Annotated in this window: 20 protein-coding genes and 1 tRNA gene; 9 read left to right on the forward strand and 12 right to left on the reverse strand. The window is 44.6% G+C overall.

What is annotated here, in order from left to right; genetic code table 11:
• Positions 1-72: twin-arginine translocation signal domain-containing protein (locus ACN0QW_RS16610; protein ID WP_417433153.1), on the reverse strand; the 72-nt coding region annotated here is incomplete at its 3' end.
• Positions 73-354: 282 nt separating this feature from the next.
• Here ACN0QW_RS16610 and ACN0QW_RS16615 point away from each other — a divergent pair.
• On the forward strand, positions 355-1749 hold the full coding sequence (locus ACN0QW_RS16615) for a cache domain-containing protein (RefSeq protein WP_417432974.1): 1395 nt from the start codon (positions 355-357) through the stop codon (positions 1747-1749).
• Positions 1746-2387 (forward strand): response regulator transcription factor, encoded by a 642-nt coding sequence (locus ACN0QW_RS16620; protein WP_299377599.1) that lies wholly within the window; start codon positions 1746-1748, stop codon positions 2385-2387. Before ACN0QW_RS16615 ends, ACN0QW_RS16620 begins: the two co-directional genes overlap by 4 nt.
• A 67-nt stretch (positions 2388-2454) precedes the next feature.
• On the opposite strand, the gene ACN0QW_RS16625 is transcribed toward ACN0QW_RS16620, so the two are convergent.
• Complete coding sequence (locus tag ACN0QW_RS16625; protein WP_299377597.1) at positions 2455-3900, reverse strand: TrkH family potassium uptake protein; 1446 nt, start codon at positions 3898-3900, stop codon at positions 2455-2457.
• Positions 3901-3973: 73 nt separating this feature from the next.
• On the opposite strand from ACN0QW_RS16625, the gene ACN0QW_RS16630 reads away from it, so the two are divergent.
• Positions 3974-4099, forward strand: a complete 126-nt coding sequence (locus tag ACN0QW_RS16630; RefSeq protein ID WP_417432977.1) for a hypothetical protein — start codon at positions 3974-3976, stop codon at positions 4097-4099.
• 25 nt (positions 4100-4124) lie between these two features.
• Here the strand turns inward: ACN0QW_RS16630 and folE are convergent, their stop codons facing one another.
• The 8 genes from folE to ACN0QW_RS16670 form a co-directional block, all read right to left on the reverse strand.
• On the reverse strand, positions 4125-4733 hold the full coding sequence (gene folE, locus ACN0QW_RS16635) for a GTP cyclohydrolase I FolE (RefSeq protein ID WP_047765473.1): 609 nt from the start codon (positions 4731-4733) through the stop codon (positions 4125-4127).
• 54 nt (positions 4734-4787) lie between these two features.
• Positions 4788-5180 carry a Co2+/Mg2+ efflux protein ApaG gene (apaG, locus tag ACN0QW_RS16640; RefSeq protein WP_417432979.1) on the reverse strand — a complete coding sequence of 131 codons (393 nt, stop codon included), beginning with the start codon at positions 5178-5180 and terminating at the stop codon, positions 4788-4790.
• A 269-nt stretch (positions 5181-5449) separates the two neighbouring features.
• Entirely contained in the window at positions 5450-6715 is a 1266-nt protein-coding gene (locus ACN0QW_RS16645; protein ID WP_417432981.1) for a SulP family inorganic anion transporter, read from the reverse strand.
• A 248-nt stretch (positions 6716-6963) separates the two neighbouring features.
• Positions 6964-7647, reverse strand: coding sequence for an ATP-binding cassette domain-containing protein (locus tag ACN0QW_RS16650; protein ID WP_417432983.1), 684 nt, complete (start codon positions 7645-7647; stop codon positions 6964-6966).
• A gap of 8 nt (positions 7648-7655) precedes the next feature.
• A complete protein-coding gene (locus tag ACN0QW_RS16655) occupies positions 7656-9437 on the reverse strand; it encodes an ABC transporter permease (RefSeq protein WP_417432985.1) in 1782 nt (593 codons plus the stop codon).
• Positions 9413-10681 carry an ABC transporter substrate-binding protein gene (locus ACN0QW_RS16660; RefSeq protein ID WP_417432987.1) on the reverse strand — a complete coding sequence of 423 codons (1269 nt, stop codon included), beginning with the start codon at positions 10679-10681 and terminating at the stop codon, positions 9413-9415. Before ACN0QW_RS16660 ends, ACN0QW_RS16655 begins: the two co-directional genes overlap by 25 nt.
• A gap of 191 nt (positions 10682-10872) precedes the next feature.
• Entirely contained in the window at positions 10873-11151 is a 279-nt protein-coding gene (locus ACN0QW_RS16665; protein WP_417432989.1) for an Hsp20 family protein, read from the reverse strand.
• Between the two features lie 3 nt (positions 11152-11154).
• The gene (locus tag ACN0QW_RS16670; RefSeq protein ID WP_417432991.1) at positions 11155-11361 is read right to left on the reverse strand and encodes a hypothetical protein; all 207 of its coding nucleotides are present in this window, start codon (positions 11359-11361) and stop codon (positions 11155-11157) included.
• A 327-nt stretch (positions 11362-11688) separates the two neighbouring features.
• Here ACN0QW_RS16670 and ACN0QW_RS16675 point away from each other — a divergent pair.
• From ACN0QW_RS16675 to ACN0QW_RS16700, 6 genes are all read left to right on the forward strand, one after another.
• A tRNA-Gly gene (locus tag ACN0QW_RS16675) sits at positions 11689-11762 on the forward strand.
• A 53-nt stretch (positions 11763-11815) separates the two neighbouring features.
• Positions 11816-12271, forward strand: a complete 456-nt coding sequence (locus ACN0QW_RS16680) for an NUDIX hydrolase (protein WP_417432993.1) — start codon at positions 11816-11818, stop codon at positions 12269-12271.
• Positions 12271-13263, forward strand: a complete 993-nt coding sequence (locus tag ACN0QW_RS16685; RefSeq protein WP_417432995.1) for a glycerophosphodiester phosphodiesterase — start codon at positions 12271-12273, stop codon at positions 13261-13263. The genes ACN0QW_RS16680 and ACN0QW_RS16685 overlap by 1 nt, the downstream gene beginning before the upstream one ends.
• Before the next feature lie 266 nt (positions 13264-13529).
• Positions 13530-14123 (forward strand): biotin transporter BioY, encoded by a 594-nt coding sequence (locus ACN0QW_RS16690; protein ID WP_417432997.1) that lies wholly within the window; start codon positions 13530-13532, stop codon positions 14121-14123.
• A gap of 239 nt (positions 14124-14362) precedes the next feature.
• A complete protein-coding gene (locus ACN0QW_RS16695) occupies positions 14363-14620 on the forward strand; it encodes a hypothetical protein (protein WP_417432999.1) in 258 nt (85 codons plus the stop codon).
• 183 nt (positions 14621-14803) lie between these two features.
• Positions 14804-16954 (forward strand): EAL domain-containing protein, encoded by a 2151-nt coding sequence (locus ACN0QW_RS16700; RefSeq protein WP_417433001.1) that lies wholly within the window; start codon positions 14804-14806, stop codon positions 16952-16954.
• A 15-nt stretch (positions 16955-16969) separates the two neighbouring features.
• On the opposite strand, the gene ACN0QW_RS16705 is transcribed toward ACN0QW_RS16700, so the two are convergent.
• Positions 16970-18082, reverse strand: coding sequence for a CobW family GTP-binding protein (locus ACN0QW_RS16705; protein WP_417433003.1), 1113 nt, complete (start codon positions 18080-18082; stop codon positions 16970-16972).
• A 12-nt stretch (positions 18083-18094) separates the two neighbouring features.
• Positions 18095-19150: a COX15/CtaA family protein gene (locus tag ACN0QW_RS16710; RefSeq protein WP_417433005.1), complete on the reverse strand. Its 1056-nt coding sequence runs from the start codon at positions 19148-19150 to the stop codon at positions 18095-18097.
• Positions 19151-19216: the final 66 nt, after the last annotated feature.

The raw sequence follows: 19216 nt of genomic DNA on the forward strand, positions 1-19216 counted from the left end.
ACTAAGTGTTGCTGCTGCCGCACCTGCTGCTACACCCGTAGCTGCGCCCGTTAGAAACTTTCTACGATTCATTAAAACTGCCTCCGGTTAGAAAGAATAATCTCAAATTTTTCAAGATTTCTCATTTTATTATGACACCGTTTCTTTGACGGCTTGGTTTTTACTGTAAAATATTGAGGACTGTCTATCAGTAACAGCCCGAGATTTAAATTCGCAGCACTTGGTAGTTAATCACGTTTAGTGGGGGCACGAAAATACCAACTAATACTGAGAGAAAAGCAAAAAGTAGCATGCTATAGTCAGAATTTAATGCAAAAATCCCGTAATGTTTAAGGGCGAACGGAAAATAAGCTTATGAATTTAAAGCAGAAAGTACTCTTGCTTGCAACCGTTCCCTTAATTTTGGCGATTTCAGCCATATCTATTTTGGTAACCTATCAAACACAGCGGTTATCCAATGATGAAATTGCGGCATTTGAGCGAAACATGGTTAATGCCAAGAAGTTGGAACTTTTAAACTACCTAAGCCTCGCGCAGACATCGATAAGACATATCTATGATCCGGCTGAATCATATGATTTGGATGCAAAACGGCAGGTAAAGGAAATCCTCAAAACTCTCACTTATGGGGAAGATGGCTATTTCTTCGTTTATGATTTTGAAGGAACAAGCCTTGTTCACCCTAAACAGCCCGAGTTGATTGGTAATAATTGGTGGGAACTCAAAGACACCACGGGTAATCTTGTCATTCAGCATTTGATTTACAGGGCACAAGAGGGAGGCGGTTTTCATCGGTATCTCTGGGCAAAGCCTTCCACAGGGAAGATTAGGGATAAAATTAGCTATGCGGTCGCTTTGGATAAATGGAACTGGATGCTGGGAACGGGCCTTTATATTGATGACGTTATTGCCCAAGTCGCAGAATTTGAGCTGGAAGTTGAAGAACGTATCCGGGAAACGTCTGTGATTATCCTTATCATCACTTTCACCGCACTTGGTGGAGTTTTTGTTACCGGGATTGCGATAAATCTGCATGAGCGTCGTGTCGCAGATGGAAAGTTAAAGGATCTCACGCAGCGAATTATTGAAACACAGGAAGAAGAGAGGGGGCGCGTGGCCCGTGAACTTCATGACGGGATTAGCCAAATTTTGGTTTCGATAAAGTATGCGCATGAAGTTGCCTTGAAAAAAGCCCAACGGATAACCGAAGATACTGAGGGGGTCGCCGGGGCCATTGAAAAAGGAGCAAATGCGCTGAACATCGCGATTAATGAAGTTCGACGCATTTCTCGTGATCTCAGGCCTAGCCTTCTTGATGATCTGGGATTGTCGCCTGCCTTGGAAAGTTTAGCTCATGAATTTTCAGAACGTACGAATATTAAAATTAAAATAGGTACTGTTACCTTTAAAAATTTGCTTCCAAAGGATGCAAAAACAACATTGTTTAGAGTGGCGCAAGAGGCCCTGACGAACATTGAGCGTCATGCAAATGCCGATCATGTTGATATTAATTTGGCTGCACATCAGGGAATTGTGACGTTAGAAATTTCTGATAATGGTTCCGGTTTTGATATTCAGGGACTGAACACAAAAAAAGATCCCCTTGCAGGAATTGGATTAAGAAATATGCAAGAGCGCATGGAACATCACGGTGGAGAATTAGACATAACATCTTCCCCGTCGGGAACGAAGATTGTTGCGACACTTCCAAAAGGTATTTTGCGTACGGAGGCCGAGATAAAGTCATGACGAATGAGAAAAAAGTAATATCGGTACTGCTTTGCGATGATCATCCTTTGGTTCGTGATGGCCTTAGGTCCTGCCTGGAGCTTTACGACAATATTGAAGTGATTGGGGAGGCGACAACCGGAGCTGAAGCTTTGGCCAAATCGGAAGAGTTAAGACCGGACGTTGTCCTGATGGATATAAATATGCCGGAATTGAATGGGTTGGACGCAACAGAAATATTTGCCGAAAAGTATCCTGAAATAAAACTCCTGATTCTGAGCATGCATAATAATCGTGAATATATTTCCAGCGCTTTACGCTATGGGGCACGGGGGTATGTTTTAAAGGATGTACCATCTCAAGAAGTGGTTGCTGCTATTGAAGCCGTGCATTTAGGGGGAACCTACTTTAGTTCGGGAGTGTCCAAGATTCTGATGTCATATCAGGATAGTGATGCGGAAGGCCCCTTAACCACACGCGAGCAAACTATTTTGTTGTTGTTGGCAGAGGGGAAAAGCAACAAGCACGTTGCTTTGGAACTGGATATCAGTGTGCGTACAGTCGAGACTCATCGTAAGAATATCAAGCGTAAACTGGATATTAGTTCTACTGCAGGTTTGACACGATACGCGATCGAGAACGGGTTGCTTTCAAGCTAAAGCGATTATCCCCTGAAAATGTTTAGGGGATAATCGCTTTAGGGTAAAATTATTAGAGTCTGTTGATCTAGCCGCGCCAGAAACGAGGAAGGATCATCACCATAATCGTGAAGAGTTCCAACCGTCCAAGAAGCATTCCCGCAGACATGAGCCACTTGGCACTATCTGGTAGAGGCTGGAAGTTTCCGGCGGGGCCAATGGTTTCCCCAAGGCCAGGACCAACATTTGCAATTGCAGTTGCTGCGCCTGAAATAGCAGTGATAAAATCCAATCCCGAGAAACCTAATCCAGCTGCAAGCAAGACAAAACTGACGGCAAAGAGGAAGAAGAAGCTCATGACTGAGTCTGAGACACTTTCCGGGATCGGGTTACCATTATAGGTCGGAAAGAAAATGCCGTTGGGTTGGATCAAACGGTTAAGCTGTGCCTCGGCAGTTGAATAGAGAACCTGCAGGCGGAATATTTTAATGCCACAGGTCGTGGAGCCCGCGCAGCCACCGACAAACATCAATATAAAAAGCAGGGCGAGGGCAAAGCCGCCCCATAGGCCGTAGTTGGCAGTTGTAAAGCCACTACCTGTCATCAGAGATATGACATTAAATGCGGATAGCCTTAGGGCTGTAGCAAAAGAATAGCCATTATCAGCAATAAGCCAGTAAGTTATAAGGGCAATTGATAACCCAAGAATGATCAAAAATGTTTTTACCTGACTATCTTGAATCAGAGATTTGAAATCCCCCCGAATAACGCGCAAGTAAAGAATAAAGGGAATGGAGCCAAGAACCATAAATCCACTGATCGCCCAATGAATTTTAGGATCTTCAAAGTGTCCGATCGAGGCATCGTAGGTTGAGAAGCCCCCCGTCGCGATTGAAGTCATTGCGTGAACAACAGCATCAAACCCGCTCATACCCAATAGAGATAGGATTATTGCAGCTCCGATTGTGATAAAGACGTAAAAGATGGAAATAGCGGCAGCAATCTGCGCTGCCTTGGGAAGTACTTTATCTGCTTCAAAGGCTTCAACCCGGAACATCTGCATACCACCGACTTGTAGTATCGGAAGAATGGCAACGGCCATGACAATAATACCGATACCACCCAGCCATTGCAGAATCCCACGCCAAAGAAGGATACCTGGGGGGGTCTCATCCAACCCGACAATAATGGTAGAGCCAGTTGTTGTGATCCCAGACATGGATTCAAAGAAGGCATCGGTGATGCTGAGTTCCAGTTCGGAAAATGCTAATGGTACGGCCCCAGCGATGGCAATGGTCAGCCAAGCAAGGTTTGTAATGACGAAAGCTTCGCGCAGGCTAAAGGCCGTCCATGTTGCGTTGGTTGCCAGAACCATGGATATGCCAACAGAAAGACTAAGGGCAGAAGATGTCGCGAAAACGCGCCAGTCTGGGTGCCCTGCGGCAGCATCGACAATGGCAGGTATGATCATGGCAATGGCCATAATCGAGAGCAGTATTCCTGTGACGAAGACGACGGGACGGAACTTGATCATCTTCAAACCTTTTGGCCAAATAGCGGTTTTATGACCGATGAAAAAGCTAAAGTAAATCCATCGGGGAGCCAGAATGGCACCTAAAAGATCTTATACCAGTTCCGTCAGGGAAGCAGGTGTAAGGGCGAAAGTGCTGGGAGAGTATCAGAAAATTATTGTTATTGGTATGCAAAAGCCCCCTATCCGCATTGCGGATTAATGGGGGCTTTGGATTTTTATTTTTCTTAAGACGCTGAAGAAGAAGGGTTTCCTATCAAAGAAAGGAATTCGCGTCTTGTGGAGGGGTTGGTGCGGAACAGGCCAAGCATACGGCTTGTTACCATTGTTACGCCTGATTTGTGAACACCGCGGGTGGTCATGCATTGGTGTGCCGCTTCGATAACAACGGCGACGCCTTTGGGTTGAAGAACCTCGTTAATTGCATTGGCGACCTGCGCCGTCATCTTTTCTTGAATTTGCAGTCGTTTTGCATAAGCTTCGATCACGCGGGCAAGCTTGCTGATGCCAACAACACGATTATTAGGCAAATACGCGACATGTGCTTTTCCAATAATCGGTGCCATGTGATGTTCGCAATGAGATTCAAACCGGATATCTCTGAGCAATACAATCTCGTCGTACCCTTCGACTTCCTCAAAAGTACGTTCGAGTAATTCCCGAGGCTCAACATTATAGCCTGCAAAAAATTCCTCGTAGCTGCGTACAACGCGATCAGGTGTGCCTAATAAGCCTTCGCGGGTTGGGTCATCACCTGCCCAACGTAGAAGGGTTTCAACCGCGGCCAGAGCTTCATCGCGTGAAGGGCGGATGACTTTACTATCTTTGTCACTCACGGACTGTAATCCTTAAAGCTTCTATCGGATTCAAGATTCCGTAGAAGATATGTTCTAGTTCGGACGCGCGATCTCGTAAGGGCTGTCCAGTGAAAAGGGTGGAACCAACACATCGTATAGTTCCCCGCTAGTGTCTTCCATTTCATAACTGCCACACATGATACCAGAGGCGGTAGAAAGGGGCGTGCCACTTGTATATTCAAAACTTTCACCAGGCTGTAAGAGAGGTTGTTCCCCAACCACGCCAGCGCCTCGGACCTCTTGAATGCGTCCCATCGAATCAGTAATTCGCCAATAACGATTTTTCAAGGTAATGGCCTCGTCGCCTGTATTTTCTATCTGTACCTGATACGCCCAGACATAATGATTATCAGTAGGTGACGACTGATCTTCAAGAAAAGTCGGCGTTACTGTTACCGTTATAGACCGGGTTGTCTGGCTATACATCAACGTAGGCTCCCAAGCTATCTCAAAACGTGACAGCTTTTATCTCGTTTTTGCCGCAAGAGCAAAAAAACGAGACAATATTCGGTTATTAAAAAATCTCATATCACTTTGTTAGACGACTGTTAATATAAATATATTAACAGAAAGCAATCCCCTCTGTGCATTATTCATAGAAATAATGTCAAAATGTCTTCGGAAAATTGGTTCTAGAATTCGGACATTTGAATGACGGTTCCACCTGGTGAATTCGTGAGGTTGTTTTTTGATTACTATCGGTTTGGGGGGGACCAATCATTTTTTACATGATCCCGTCTGCTAAGGCGTAGAGCAAGCCCGACTGATACTCCTACACCAATTGCAACAGTCAAATCGACAATAACAGTCAAAATAAGTGTTAGTAGCAAAAGTATAATATCGCTTTTCTTGCCACGAGCATATTCACGCCATTTGTGTGGCTCGGTCATGTTCCAGGCAGTGATAGTAAGAAGGGCGGCCAATGCGGGCATAGCCATATAACTTGCCAGTGGGGCAGCGAGTAACATAACAAGTAGTATTATAATAGCATGAATGATTCCTGCTATTGGTGTTTTACCTCCTGCTTTTATGTTTGTTGCTGTTCGGGCAATTGCGCCTGTAGCTGGAAGCCCTGTGAATAATGCTGAGCCTATATTAGCTATACCCTGTGCTGTAAGTTCGGCATTTGGTCTGTGTTGCCCGTCAATCATTTTGTCGGCTACCATTGCCGATAGCAATGACTCAACGCCTGCTAAAAATGCAATAATTAAAGCAGAAGGAATAAGCTCTATAATTCGAGAGAAAGACAAATCAGGTAGCTGTGGCCATGGTATTTGGCTAGGTAGTTGACCAAAGCGAGATCCGAGTGTGTCCACAGGCAAAGACATCATTGCAACGAGTACAGACCCAACGCCAATACCAATAATTAGACTAGGAAAACGAGGCGCTATACTGCGGAGAACGACAATCAGTATAAGTGTGATAATCGCTATTGTCGTTGCTGGTAAGTTAAGGGTTTGGTGTGCTTCCCAGAAGACAGGTATTTTTTCTAAAAAATCGGCTGGAACGTTATCTATAGACAAGCCAAATAAATCTTTTAACTGACTTGTGGCAATAATGATTCCTATGCCAATAGTAAAGCCATTAACAACGGCTTCAGGCACAAAAGCTATCAGGTTTCCTGCTCGAAAATATCCACCGATGAGTAGAATAATCCCCGCCATGAAAGTGGCCAATACAAGACCATCGTATCCGTATTGTGTGATGACGTTGAAGACGACAACGATGAATGCCCCTGTCGGACCACCGATCTGAACTCGACTGCCACCGAAAAGTGAAATCAATAAACCGCCAATTATTGCGGTTACAATCCCTTTTTCTGGTGGCGCGCCTGAAGCGATCGCGATTGCGAGGCTGAGGGGAAGAGCGACTAATGCTACTGTCACACCGGCGAGAAGATCTGCAAAAAAAAGCGATCTGTTATACGCTATTAAAGCTGTGAAAATCTTTGGATTACGCATGATTGGGTGGTCTCGAAAAATTGCGAGCGCTAGACTTGGTTGGTGGCATTCGTAAATATTACGGGCGTGGAGTGTTCGTTAGAGACAATCAAGAACACAGAATATTTCAATAACCTCTGACGAGTATGGTAGATTATACCGTTGCGTCTGGTGTGGATCAAGCTGGCGGTTCGAATAAAATTTTGAGGCTGTAACAGATAATGCCAAACAGGTTTTATTATTTTGATGAAAGCTAATGGGGTTTTCAGTTAGAAATCGGATACTCGAATAACTTTCCCGCCTGTTGATTGAGCATCTTCGGGATCATGGGTGACCAACAAAGTTGGCAAGTTATGTGCCCGGGCGTGCCTGAAGACAAAATCGCGAAAGCGAGTACGTAGTTCAGTGTCCAGTTTCGAGAAGGGTTCATCCAGTAAAAGTGCACGGGGTTGAGAGAGTAGTGTTCTTAATACTGCAATGCGTGCTCGCTGCCCACCAGATAGGGTTGCGGGGTCTCTATTTTCGAACTCTGATAATCCAGCATCTTTTAATGCCTGCGAAATCAAGGATACTCGTTCTTTTTTGCTTTTGATGTGGGCGGGAATACCAAAGCAAAGATTCTCGCTCACGGACATATGTGGGAATAAAAGATCTTCTTGGAACAGCATTCCTATATGTCGTTCTTCAGGGGGGAGGTTGGTTAAGTTCAAATCATCCAGAAAAATCTCTCCGACAAGAGAAAAATCGCTTTCAAGTGTACCACTTATTGCCGCAAGAAGGCTGGATTTTCCACAGCCACTTGGCCCCATAAGGGTTACAATTTCCCCCGGTGAAATATTCAAGGACAGATTGGTGAAGAGTGCTTCCCCGCGTAAGCATAGCTTCAGGTCTTTTAAATAAAGCGTGGGATATTGTGCGGGTGTGGCAGATTGCTTGAAAGTATTATCGCTCATGATGTCACTTAATGTTCCTTTAAAGCACGGCGATTACGGAAAACAATATTTGGCAAGGTTAGCGCAGCTATAAAGCAAAACAAAGGTAACAAAGCCTGAAGAAGTGCGTACACGGCAATTATACGTCTATTGCCACTAGCTGAAAGATTGACAGCTTCGGTGGTCAAGGTTGAAAATCGGCCTCCACCAACGAAAAGAGTTGGTAAATACTGGGCTACGGAAACCGCAAAACCTATGGAAAAGGCAAAAAGTAATGGCCTGAGTAACATGGGTAATCTTATGCGCCAGAACGCACGAGCCGGACTTATTCCCATCGAAAGCGCTACCTTGATATAGCGATCATCTTGTTGTCGGTAAGGGTCTGTCAGGGACAGGAATACATAGGGGAGAACAAAGAGAAGATGGCTCCAGATAATCGCAAGCCAACTGGCATCGATGCCTGCTTTAATCGTCAAAATTTGTACCCCAAAAAGGAAAGACACCTGAGGGATCATAAGAGGTAAGTACACCAGCCACAGGGCTCCTGATCCGGCTGTTTTTCCCCGACGTTTTTCATTCTCCAAACAAACGACGACAAGAACGACAGCAACGAAAGAGCTGATCAGGCCAATTATAAGTGTGGAAGAGCTACTCCATAATAGGTTGTGTATATTACGATCCCAGCTTTGGATGCTCCAGACCGAAGGTAAAAAGTCCGGGTATCGCCATCGGCGGGTGAAAGACCAAAGAAGAATGACGAGCAAGCTGCCAAAAAACAGAACGAAAATACTATTCAGGGAAAATTTGGAAACTTTACGAACAGGTTGTTCTAAAAATGTCCGCCGGCCATTTATAAGCCACCCTTTGCTTAGCCTGGACATTGCTTTTTCTGTAATCCACCAAGTGACAATTACGCAGACAACGACAAAGAGTTGGAGTAAGGCACCCGCGGCTGCAATAGTTCGATAGTTTAGGTCGGGGTCATTGAACCACCGAAGTACCAATATTGATAACGTAGGCGGTGTTGTTGGGCCAAGGATCAGGGCAATATCAACAACAGATAAGGAAAAAGCGAGAACGGCATAGATGGGGAGGCGGATTTGCTTGTAGATGACAGGCAGTATGCCTTTTATCCATGCTGCGATCGGATGATAACCTAAAGTCTTCGCGAGCTTTAGCCGCTGTTTTGCTTGAGACTGGTCCAATGCCGCCAGTATCATTAATAAAAGATAGGGTGTTTCTTTGATCATTAGCCCAAGAATAAGTGATATTCCCCATTCATCGTGAATAATGGGGATATCCGGAGGGCGTTCCCAACCCGTTGCCCAAGGTGAAAACACGCGGACAATCCAACCACTTGGGGCAATTAAGAAGGCGAGGCCAATAGCAAGTGCTGAATGGGGGATGGCAAGAATGGGCGCCAAAATTCGGCGCGCTTTTCTAAAGCTGGCGGTACCCTGCCACGCTGCAACAAACGAAAGAGATACGACCAGCGAAAGAATTGTTGCTAGGACCCCGCTGGATACGGATGTGATGAGGGCGTTGGATAAAGCAGGATGCGCAAAGAGCTGTTCCCAGGCGTTAGCATTTATAGATATCTGCCCTATGACGGGCAGATATCCAAAAGCGGGCAAAACTGTACTGGTAAGCCCTGCCAGAACGGGCAACAGAAAAATCATGAGTGTCAGCACAGGCACCGTGCGCAAACTGAAAAGCACGCTAAGAATTGAGCTGAAATGGTTTTTCATGGCCTGATGGTATCGTATTTGTTTGCTGATGGTAGAATTTATTGTCCGTACCGTGTCAGCCATTCTTTCTCTATACGTTCCATCCAGCTTGGGTGAGGTTCCAGCAAAGTTGGCCCTAGATCTTGAGGAGGCAATGTTGCAACGCCGAGTTCAATTGCTGAAAAGATTTTTTGATCTTCAGCAGATAGCTTTGCAATAGATAAAACGGTGTCATCACCCCAGTATTCCGGATCTTGTTTGCGGGCCTGTGCCTCGGGGCTCATCAGAAAGTTCGCAACAATCATGGCTGCTTCTTTACTGGATGAGTTGTAGGGAATGGCAATAAAGTGTGTGTTGCCAATTGTTCCCTTGTCAAAAACAAAGGTTCGAACGCTTGGCGCCAGTTCACCGGACTTGATAAGGGACGAGGCCGCCCCCGGATTGAATGAGAGGTGAATATCAACTTCACCGTCGTCTAGCAGTTGTTGTTGGGCTGAACTGCTTACGGGAAACTGTTTGCCATCACGCCAAAGAGCAGGATGTAACTGATCAAGGTAATCCCATAAAGTAGCGGTTGTTTTCTTAAATTCAGTTTCGTCTGTTGCTGCTTGTCGTAGTATTTTGAGATCATCAACAGATTCAACAAGCACTTGTTTTAAGAAGGTCGAACCTAAGTAATCAGGTGGTGAGGGGTATGTAAAACGTCCTGAATTGTTCTTGGCCCAAGCCAAAAGTTCTTCGGAAGAGTTCGGGATTTGGTCCACTTTGGCACTGTCGTAGATGAAGTTGAACTTTGCCATTCCCCAAGGTGCTTCCAATCCATCAACTGGATTTGTAAAATCTATTGTTGTTGTGGCTTTGTTTTCTGTATCGACCAAGGGATAGTTCGGCAGATTTTCTGAGAAGGGGCCAAACAGAAGCCCATTCGTTTTCATGGAGGCAAAGTTCTCGCCGTTAATCCAGACGAGATCAACAGAGCCTTCGGCATCTTTCCCCGCTGTTTTTTCAGCAAGCACCCGGCTGACAACATCCGCAGTATCAGTAATCTTTACATGCTTGAGGGTGATTTTATTGTCATCCCACACTCGTTTGCCGACCCAGGCGATATATTCATTTATAAGCTCACTGCCACCCCAGGCATTCCAGTAAACGGTTTGGCCCTGAGCTTTGGTTTCAATTTTTGACCAGTCTTGATTAGCAGTGGTTTGATCTTGAGCGATAACACTTTGTGGTGTCGCCAAGTTGAGAGCAAGCCCGGTAAAAAGAATGGCAGAAGTGAAAGTTTGTTTAATCCCCATTGATACCTCTTCGATGAAACTATCAGCCAACTGATGGTTTCTTGTTTTGTTAAGTTATCGCAAAGGTATAGATCAAAAGCGGCTTTGTCAGCTTTAAGAGCATCTGATCACGAGGGTTTTATCGGAATGGAAAAGCTGGTCTGTATTAATTGTTTGAAAGCAAGCGTCGGGAAAAGGACCCGACGCTTGTAAGTATGAACATGTGATAGAACGTAAGGGAATTACGCAGCTTTATTTTTTGTTCCTTCAATTATTTTTTTTGCTTTGCCAAGCAAGTTTGAAGGCTGCCCCTGCGTAATTTCAATCGTACGCGGTTTCTTTTCTTCTGGAATTTCGCGGACGAGATCAATGGTAAGTAACCCATCTTTGAGATGGGCATCCTCGACCTTTACATAATCATCAAGTTGGAATTTCTGCTCGAACTTTCGACTGCTCAAGCCATGGTGAAGATATCGACGTTCTTCTTTGGTTGGCGGAATTTCCCCTGAAACATGAAGCATGTTTTAATGAAAGCTGATGTCGAGCATTTCTTGCGTGTAACCTGCGACAGCCATGGTGATTCTGTAGTGGTCTTCGCCGACGCTTTCTATGTTGTAAGGCGGATAGGCAGGGCTATTATCTTTGTAATCAGGAATTTCATCCAGCATCCGTGCCAAGCGGTCAAAGCCGACAGTCGAACGGAAAAGCGGTGATAGATCGTAACGGGTCATAACGACATCCTCCTAAAAGCAATGTGATCATAACAAGCGGCCATTCAGGCCTATGTTGCGGGTCTGATTTCAGCCCCCGCTAAACAACACTTAGGAAAGGTTTTTGTGGGGTCAAGGGTATAAAGTGTAAAATTTTGCCACAAAATAATCCCACAAAATAATCCCACAAAATAATCCCACAAAATAATCCCACAAAATAATCCCACAAAATAATCAGTGAATTATTTCAGCAGAATTAAAAGGATGAAGGTACATATACCTTGTTATATTATCAGGCAAAGGATAGGACTAGTGATCAGATATGTGCCAATCTAGCGTCTAGCTATCGCGGGTGTAGTTCAATGGTAGAACGGCAGCTTCCCAAGCTGCATACGAGGGTTCGATTCCCTTCACCCGCTCCAATTGTCCGCTATCCAAGTTCGGTTGCTTGATTATTTTATAAGAAGGTTCTTTGATGAGTTCCCAAGAAAAAAACACTGAAACGCCAGACGTGATCAAAATTGCGGCGGCTGTGATTGGTAATAGTCATGGAAAAATGCTGCTGGTTCGAAAAAGAGGCATGTCCTTTTTTATGCAAGCCGGCGGGAAGATTGAGCAAGGGGAAGAGCCCTTGGCTGCTTTGGAGCGAGAGCTGGGTGAAGACCTTGGTTTTAAGTTTGATCGATCTGATTGTCGTTTCTTAGGAAAATTTACAGCCCCGGCAGAGAATGAAAATCATACATCTGTCGAAGCCGATGTTTTCTACATTAAAAGTGATGCGTCAGTCGGCCCACAGGTGGAAATTGAACAGGCGATTTGGATTGACCCACGAAACATGGGATCGATGAAAGTGGCGCCTTTGACCCGTCAGGTACTGGTTCTCAATTTTGATGACAGCAAGACTATTGGGCAATCTGTAGAGAGCAGCTAATGTTTTTGAGCCAAGGAAAAATCAAAGCAGGCGTAATACTCGCTGTTATGGGGGTTGTGCAGACAGTAGGGGCGGAAAGTATTTCGCAACGGTTTGCTGATCTCGGTGTGTCAGAGAATTTTGATTTACAGGGGCATCGTGGTGCTCGGGGGCTTGCCCCGGAAAATACGTTGGCTGGCTTTTCCAAGGCGCTGGAGCTTGGTGTTACGACGCTTGAGCTAGATACTGGGGTGACTCGGGATGGTGTTGTTGTTGTTCATCACGATCCTTATTTAAATCCCAATATTGCAAAAGATCCCAAGGGTAATTGGGTTCAGGATAAGTCGCTTATTTTGAACGGGATGAATTATCAGGACGTCGCCAGATTTAATGTGGGCGCCCTTAAACCCGGGTCAAAGTACGCAGAAAGATTCTCTCGGCAAAATTCCGAGCAATTTCAGGCTATTCCGAGATTGTCTGATCTTTTTGATCTGGTTACGCGCTCAGGTAACAAGGTTGTTCAATTCAACATTGAAACTAAAATAAATCCGCAAACGCCTGATGCGACTGTATCTCCGGATGATTTTGTCGCGGCACTTCTTACTGTTATCTATAAGCACGGCATGTCAGATCGTGTAACGATCCAATCCTTTGATTGGCGGACACTTCAGCTCGTACAAAAACAGGCACCAGATATACCCACGGTTTATCTGACCGCGCAGCAAAAGTGGTTGGATAACATCGCGATTGGACAAGCAGGAACAAGTGGCTGGACAGCGGGTTTCGATGTTGACGATCATGCGGGGAGCATCCCCAAGATGGTCAAGTCTGCGGGGGGACGTGTCTGGTCACCTTTTTATCGAGAAGTTACGCCTGAACTCGTGAAAGAAGCCCATCAAGAAGGGTTGAAAGTCATTCCTTGGACTGTGAACGACTCTGATGATTTCACGCGTTTAATCAAGATGGGTGTGGACGGTATTATTACCGATTATCCAGATATGACACTTCCTTAATAGTCAAAGTTTTGAGCAAAACATAATTCTGTAAATATCCAGATTGATTGGCAATGAGTATCTGGTTGGTATGGGGAGGTTGAATATAGCTCAATCCCCGGTAATTGTTGCCCGGTCTTTGTTGCAAGACCCCCCAATCAGTACCTGCAGAATTGCAACTTTCTTCTTGGATGCTAGCTTGTTAGAGTAAAGTTGAAATTATCGATTCTTAACAAGATGATATCAATCGATAACAATTGTTTGTTTATTTTGCAGGAGGCATATTGATGCTCTCGGTACAAACCGCTCACCCTACATTGGGACAGCAACTTGTTGGTTCTCATTCAAACCTTTTAACAAAGATGTTGATGGTCCTCGTTGGGTCCCTTGCTCTTTGGGCGTCGGCTAAAATTCAGATTCCTTTTTATCCCGTTCCAATGACAATGCAGACCACAGTGGTCTTTATGATTGGTATGGCCTATGGCTGGCGCTTGGGTGGATTAACGATCATGCTCTATCTTTTCGAAGGTGCTATGGGGCTTCCAGTGTTTTCCGGTACGCCTGAAAAAGGGCTTGGTCTTGTATACATGATGGGCACAACAGGGGGCTATTTGCTTGGCTTCTTCTTTGCTGCTGTCTTGCTTGGCTGGTTAGCTGAAAAAGGCTGGGATCGCAATTATATCTCAACCGCTGTTGCGATGATCCTTGGTAATGCAGTGATCTATAGCTTTGGTTTGCTTTGGCTTGGTTCGATTGTTGGTTGGGACAAGCCTTTGTTGGAATGGGGTATGTTGCCATTCCTTATGGGTGACGTAGTAAAACTTGCGTTGGCTTCATTACTCCTGCCAACGGTATGGAAATTATTGGGAAATCATAAATAATCGATTTCTACCAATTTGGGCATATAGATCCAAGAGCGTTGTTCTTTCTCATAAGACAACGCTCTTGTTGATTCCAGACGAGCACTTTGTCTGTATTTGCCCGCTCAACATAGTTGAGTGCTGATTGTTCTTGCTCTAGACGCTGTCGGATTCTAGAAAATAACTGGTCTAGAGAATTTTAATTGAACTTGATTATAAACTGAAGACCTTAAAAGGTGTTCGGTTACGTGGGAAATCGCATGGTTGGCCGTATTATTCAGATCGTACTTCTTTGTTTTGTGGTTGGTGTTGTGCTTGCCGCTTTCAACACGGATGCATTGGGGCTCGTGAACTGGATTGTCGATAATTTTCAGAAGGTAGTCGATTCTGCTGCTGAATTTATTGATTGGGGCGGGCGCTATATTCTTTTGGGGGCAGGGTTGGTCTTACCAATCGTTGTGATCAACTTTTTGATCAAATATTTCAAGGGTCGCGGGTCAAAAAATCATACCGAATAAAAAATGTAAGATTTATTGTCAAAAAATTGTGAAATTTTCCAGATCTTTACATTCCAGTAAGAGTCATTTTGCTAGCTTAAAGGATAAGCTGGGCGGCGTTTCTTTGAGTTATTAGCCAGTCCAAATGGCGGTTGTAAGTATAATGGAATGGATGGCTATCTCTATGATAGTCATAAATAAAGTTTGAATACAGATATCAAGCAAATCCTTAATGCTCTTCCTGATCTGGCTCTATTGGTGCGGGATCAGTGCGTTGTCTTCTGCAATAATGCGGGATGCAACATGCTTGGTTATGATAATTCCGGGAATGATAACCCTCTTCCCGTTATTGATCTTGTTGATGTCGAATATCACTATGTCTTCAATGATATTTGGCAGGGACTATTGGAAAGTGGGAAAACTGATTTCCCGTTAAAAATAGTTGGCTTTAACAACAAGAAGCATGAAGTCATGTTTTATGCAGATTCTGTTGTAGAAGCGGAACAGAACACCATTATCCTTTATGGCAAGGACTTCTCTCTTGCCAAGAAAAATGCTGCAGCTCTTGTTGAAAGCGAGATATCACAGCGTATTCTCAAGGATGCTGCGCTTTCTTTCCTGTGTATCTGTGATGATAATGGCATCAGCTATATGAATCCTGCTGGGCTAAAGTTGCTTGAAGGTAGTGATGAAGAGGACGTTCTTGGTAAAGCCTTTTCAACGTTTGTTCACCCGGATTATAAATCTGTTTTTAACAAAGATTTTAAACTTTTATCCGATGAAACGCAGGCATTTCCTCTCAAACTTGTGGGTTTAAAAGGGGGAGCGTTACGTGTTGAAATGTTTGTTTCAAAGTTTCGCCACGGTGGTCGAAGTGCGTATTTAATCGAGGCCAAGGATATCAATGACCTGTTATTGCGCCAAGAAGAGCTGCTTCGTATCCAAGGGGTATTGAAGAAGAAAGTTGCGGAAAGAACACAGGAACTCTCACAGGAAATCAAAGCGCGTATTAAAGCCCAGAAAACTGTGGAACACATGACTTACCACGACGCATTAACGGGTCTTGGTAATCGTATACAGTTTGTACATGCTGTGGATCAGCACCCATCCCTTTTTAAAGGGGGCGAAGCGTGTGAGGATACTAAATACTGTGCTGTTTTGGTGATGGATCTGGATCATTTCAAAGATTTGAATGATATATTTGGGCACGAAACAGGTGATCAGTTATTACGAAAAATTGCTGATTTACTCAAAGAAGAACTAATCCCTGGGGCACATTTGGCTCGGTTGGGCGGAGATGAATTTGCCTTGATGTTGCCGATCGAAGAAAAAGTCGATGCCGAATATTGTGCTCAACGACTTCTAATGCGGATGGGCAAGGCGTTTTTCCTGAGTGGTAATGAAGTTTATTCAGGATGCAGTGTTGGTATCGCAATTGGTCCTGAACATGGAAGGACGGCAACTGAGCTTTTAGGCCATGCCGAAATGGCGCTTTATCAAGCGAAGCATAAAGGGAGGTCGACCTATACATTCTTTGATAGCGGTTTAAAAAAGAATCTCGAAGAAAGTAGTCGGTTAGAACATTTACTTCGGGCAGCATTAGATAAAAATGAATTCGAGCTTTATTATCAACCTCAGATAGAGCTGCAAACCGGACGTTTGGTCGGGGCCGAAGCTTTAATCCGCTGGCATAGCAGTGATGGAATGGTAAGCCCAGATCGTTTTATTCCTATTGCTGAGAAAACAGGATTAATCGATCCTATTACTGACTGGGTTATGACGACGGCTTGTACACAGGCAAAAGAATGGCAAAATATTTTGCCGGGTATTCGTGTTGCGGTTAATTTGTCTGCCGTTTCATTCAGGCAAGTCGACTTTGTTCACAAAGTGGCCGAAGTTCTTGAATTCACGCAGGTAAGTCCAGGATGTCTCGAGCTTGAAATTACCGAGACGGCGATTATGGCTGACTTTAGAGAGGCTGATCGTATTCTAAATAGTCTCGCTGAACTTGGGGTTCATTTGGCCATTGATGACTTTGGTACGGGTTATTCTTCGCTTTCTTATCTGAAGCGATTCCCAGTTGATAAGCTGAAGATTGATAAATCGTTCGTCCTAAAGTTGGATCAGAATCAGGATGATGCTGCAATTACGGCTGCTATTATCTCTATGGCGCATGCTATGGGAACGAAAGTCCTAGCCGAGGGGGTCGAAGAAAAATCCCATATGTTATTCCTCAAAGATCGAGGTTGTGAAGAGGCGCAGGGGTATTTCTTTGCGAAGCCGATGCCAGCAGAAGAGTTTCTTCTATGGTGTACTCATGAAAGAACAGGTGGTTTTAAAGCGATAACTGGTTGAGGCTAGCTTTACCCGCTATATCACATCGTCATTCTGTTCCATGAACGCTTTGAAGGTATCTTCAAACATTTCCTGTTTTAGATCTTTGACAATAAAAACAATTTTTGATCGGCGGTCTTTGTCTGGCCAACCTTCCAGCATTACGGGAGGGTGAAAAATATGTTGAACGCCATGAATGACAATTGGTTTCTCATCACCCTCAATATTAAGCAAACCTTTGATCCGAAGCAAATTGCTGCCATACAGTGTGATGAGCATATCTACCCAGGAATTAAGTTGATCCCAGTCAAGCGGCTTATCATGTGTTAGGCAGAAGGCATGCACTCTGTCGTCGTGTCTGTTGGGGTTATGGCTATGTCCGTGGTGGTGTCCATGACCATGATGGTGATTATGCCCGTGGTTATGCTTGTGGCTATCTTCAAAAGCTTCTGCTTTAAGCCAGTTTTGCACATCCAGTGTTTTGGTTTCGGGATTATAGAGCCCAGCGTTAAAAAGCTGTGCCGGGTCAATCTGGCCCTTCGCAATTTTGAAGATACTCGCTGTGGGGTTTAATTCTTTGAGGCGAGCGACAAGATCCTTAAAATCACCATCTTTGGACAGATCAGTTTTGGTCAGAAGCAGGCGGTCGGCCACAGCAGCCTGCTTGATTGATTCCTGATGATTGTTCAGTGTTTCTGTACCATTAATGGCATCGACAGTGGCGATTACACCATCCAGTCTAAAACGGTCACTTAGAAAAGGATCGGACATTAAGGTTTGCAGGATCGGCGCAGGATCGGCGAGGCCTGTTGTTTCGATAACGATACGGTTGAAAGTGGGAACTTCTTTCATCAAGCGTTGTTTGTAAAGCTTTCTGATTGTTTCAACCAAGTCACCACGAACTGTGCAACACAGGCAACCACTGTTCATCAGGACGATATCTTCTGAAGAGCTTTCTACCAGAAGATGATCCAATCCTATTTCCCCAAACTCGTTAACAATAACAGCAGTTTCATCCATGTCAGGATGTTGCAATAGCTCTTTCAATAGGGTGGTTTTGCCACTGCCCAGAAAGCCGGTAAGTACAGAGATTGCTAGTGGCTCATCAGGGATGTCCATATCGTGGACTTGGAATTTATGATCTGACATATCTAATAAACCTTAAAAGAGAGCAGGGTTCTTATCCCGGCGAACAACATAGAGGGCATAGAGACTGGCGGTAAGATACAACAGGCCACCGGCCTGATGCATGGCAGCTAACGAGATGGGAACAACCAGTAAAAGAGTACTAATGCCCAATATAACCTGAATGACAGCACTCAAAAGCAACAGGTTGAGCGCGAGCGCGAGGTTAGTAGAACGCTGCAAGACAAGGGACCACCCCCATATAACTAAAGTCAGGGTGAAAGTGGTGATCGCCAAAGCCCGATGGTTAAACTGTACAGCAGCGATATTCTCAAAAATATTTAAATGCCATGGTTCAAGCGCATGATAGGCATCGGGAATGATTTCTCCGTCCATCAGAGGAAAGGTGTTGTAAATCATGCCTGCATTGAGGCCGGCTACGAGACCACCTGAAGCAATTGTTATGGTAACGAGTATAGGAATAAGGCAAAGTGGAATGTGCAGCTTGGCACTTGAAAAAGCCGAATTTCTGCTTGGTTGTGGAAATAATAACCCGATGGCAATCCAGAAAATATAGGCATAAATGGCAAAGGCTAGTAACAGGTGTGCAGTTAATCGGTACTGGCTGACATCAGTTCTGTCTGCGAAGCCACTGGCAACCATATACCATCCCATACCACCCTGTAGTCCACCAAGAATAAACATCAGAACCATATGAGGGATAAGCGGTTTCCTGATTTGTCCTTTGATTAAAAACCATACAAAGGGCAACAGAAAAACGACGCCAATGGCACGTCCCCAAAGACGATGGATGAATTCCCACCAGAAAATATTTTTAAATTCCTCCAGGCTCATGCCCAGATTTTCTTGCTGGTATTCGGGAATTTGTTTGTAAATATCAAACATGCGTTCCCATTCGCCTTGATTCATCGGGGGAAGAACACCCTTGAAGGGTTCCCACACCATGATCGACAGACCTGATTCTGTTAGTCGGGTAATGGCACCAATGACAGCCATGGCCAAAATCATTCCACAGCAGAGTAAAAGCCAAAGGGCAATGGGACGGTCTTGTTGTCTTGTGTCTGATATCATGCTGTGCCTGCCAAAAACGATAGCTCTATATAGGTCTTATATAAGGATTTCGAAGGGTATCAATAG

Source organism: Kiloniella sp. (assembly GCF_048259265.1).
GTDB lineage: Bacteria > Pseudomonadota > Alphaproteobacteria > Kiloniellales > Kiloniellaceae > Kiloniella.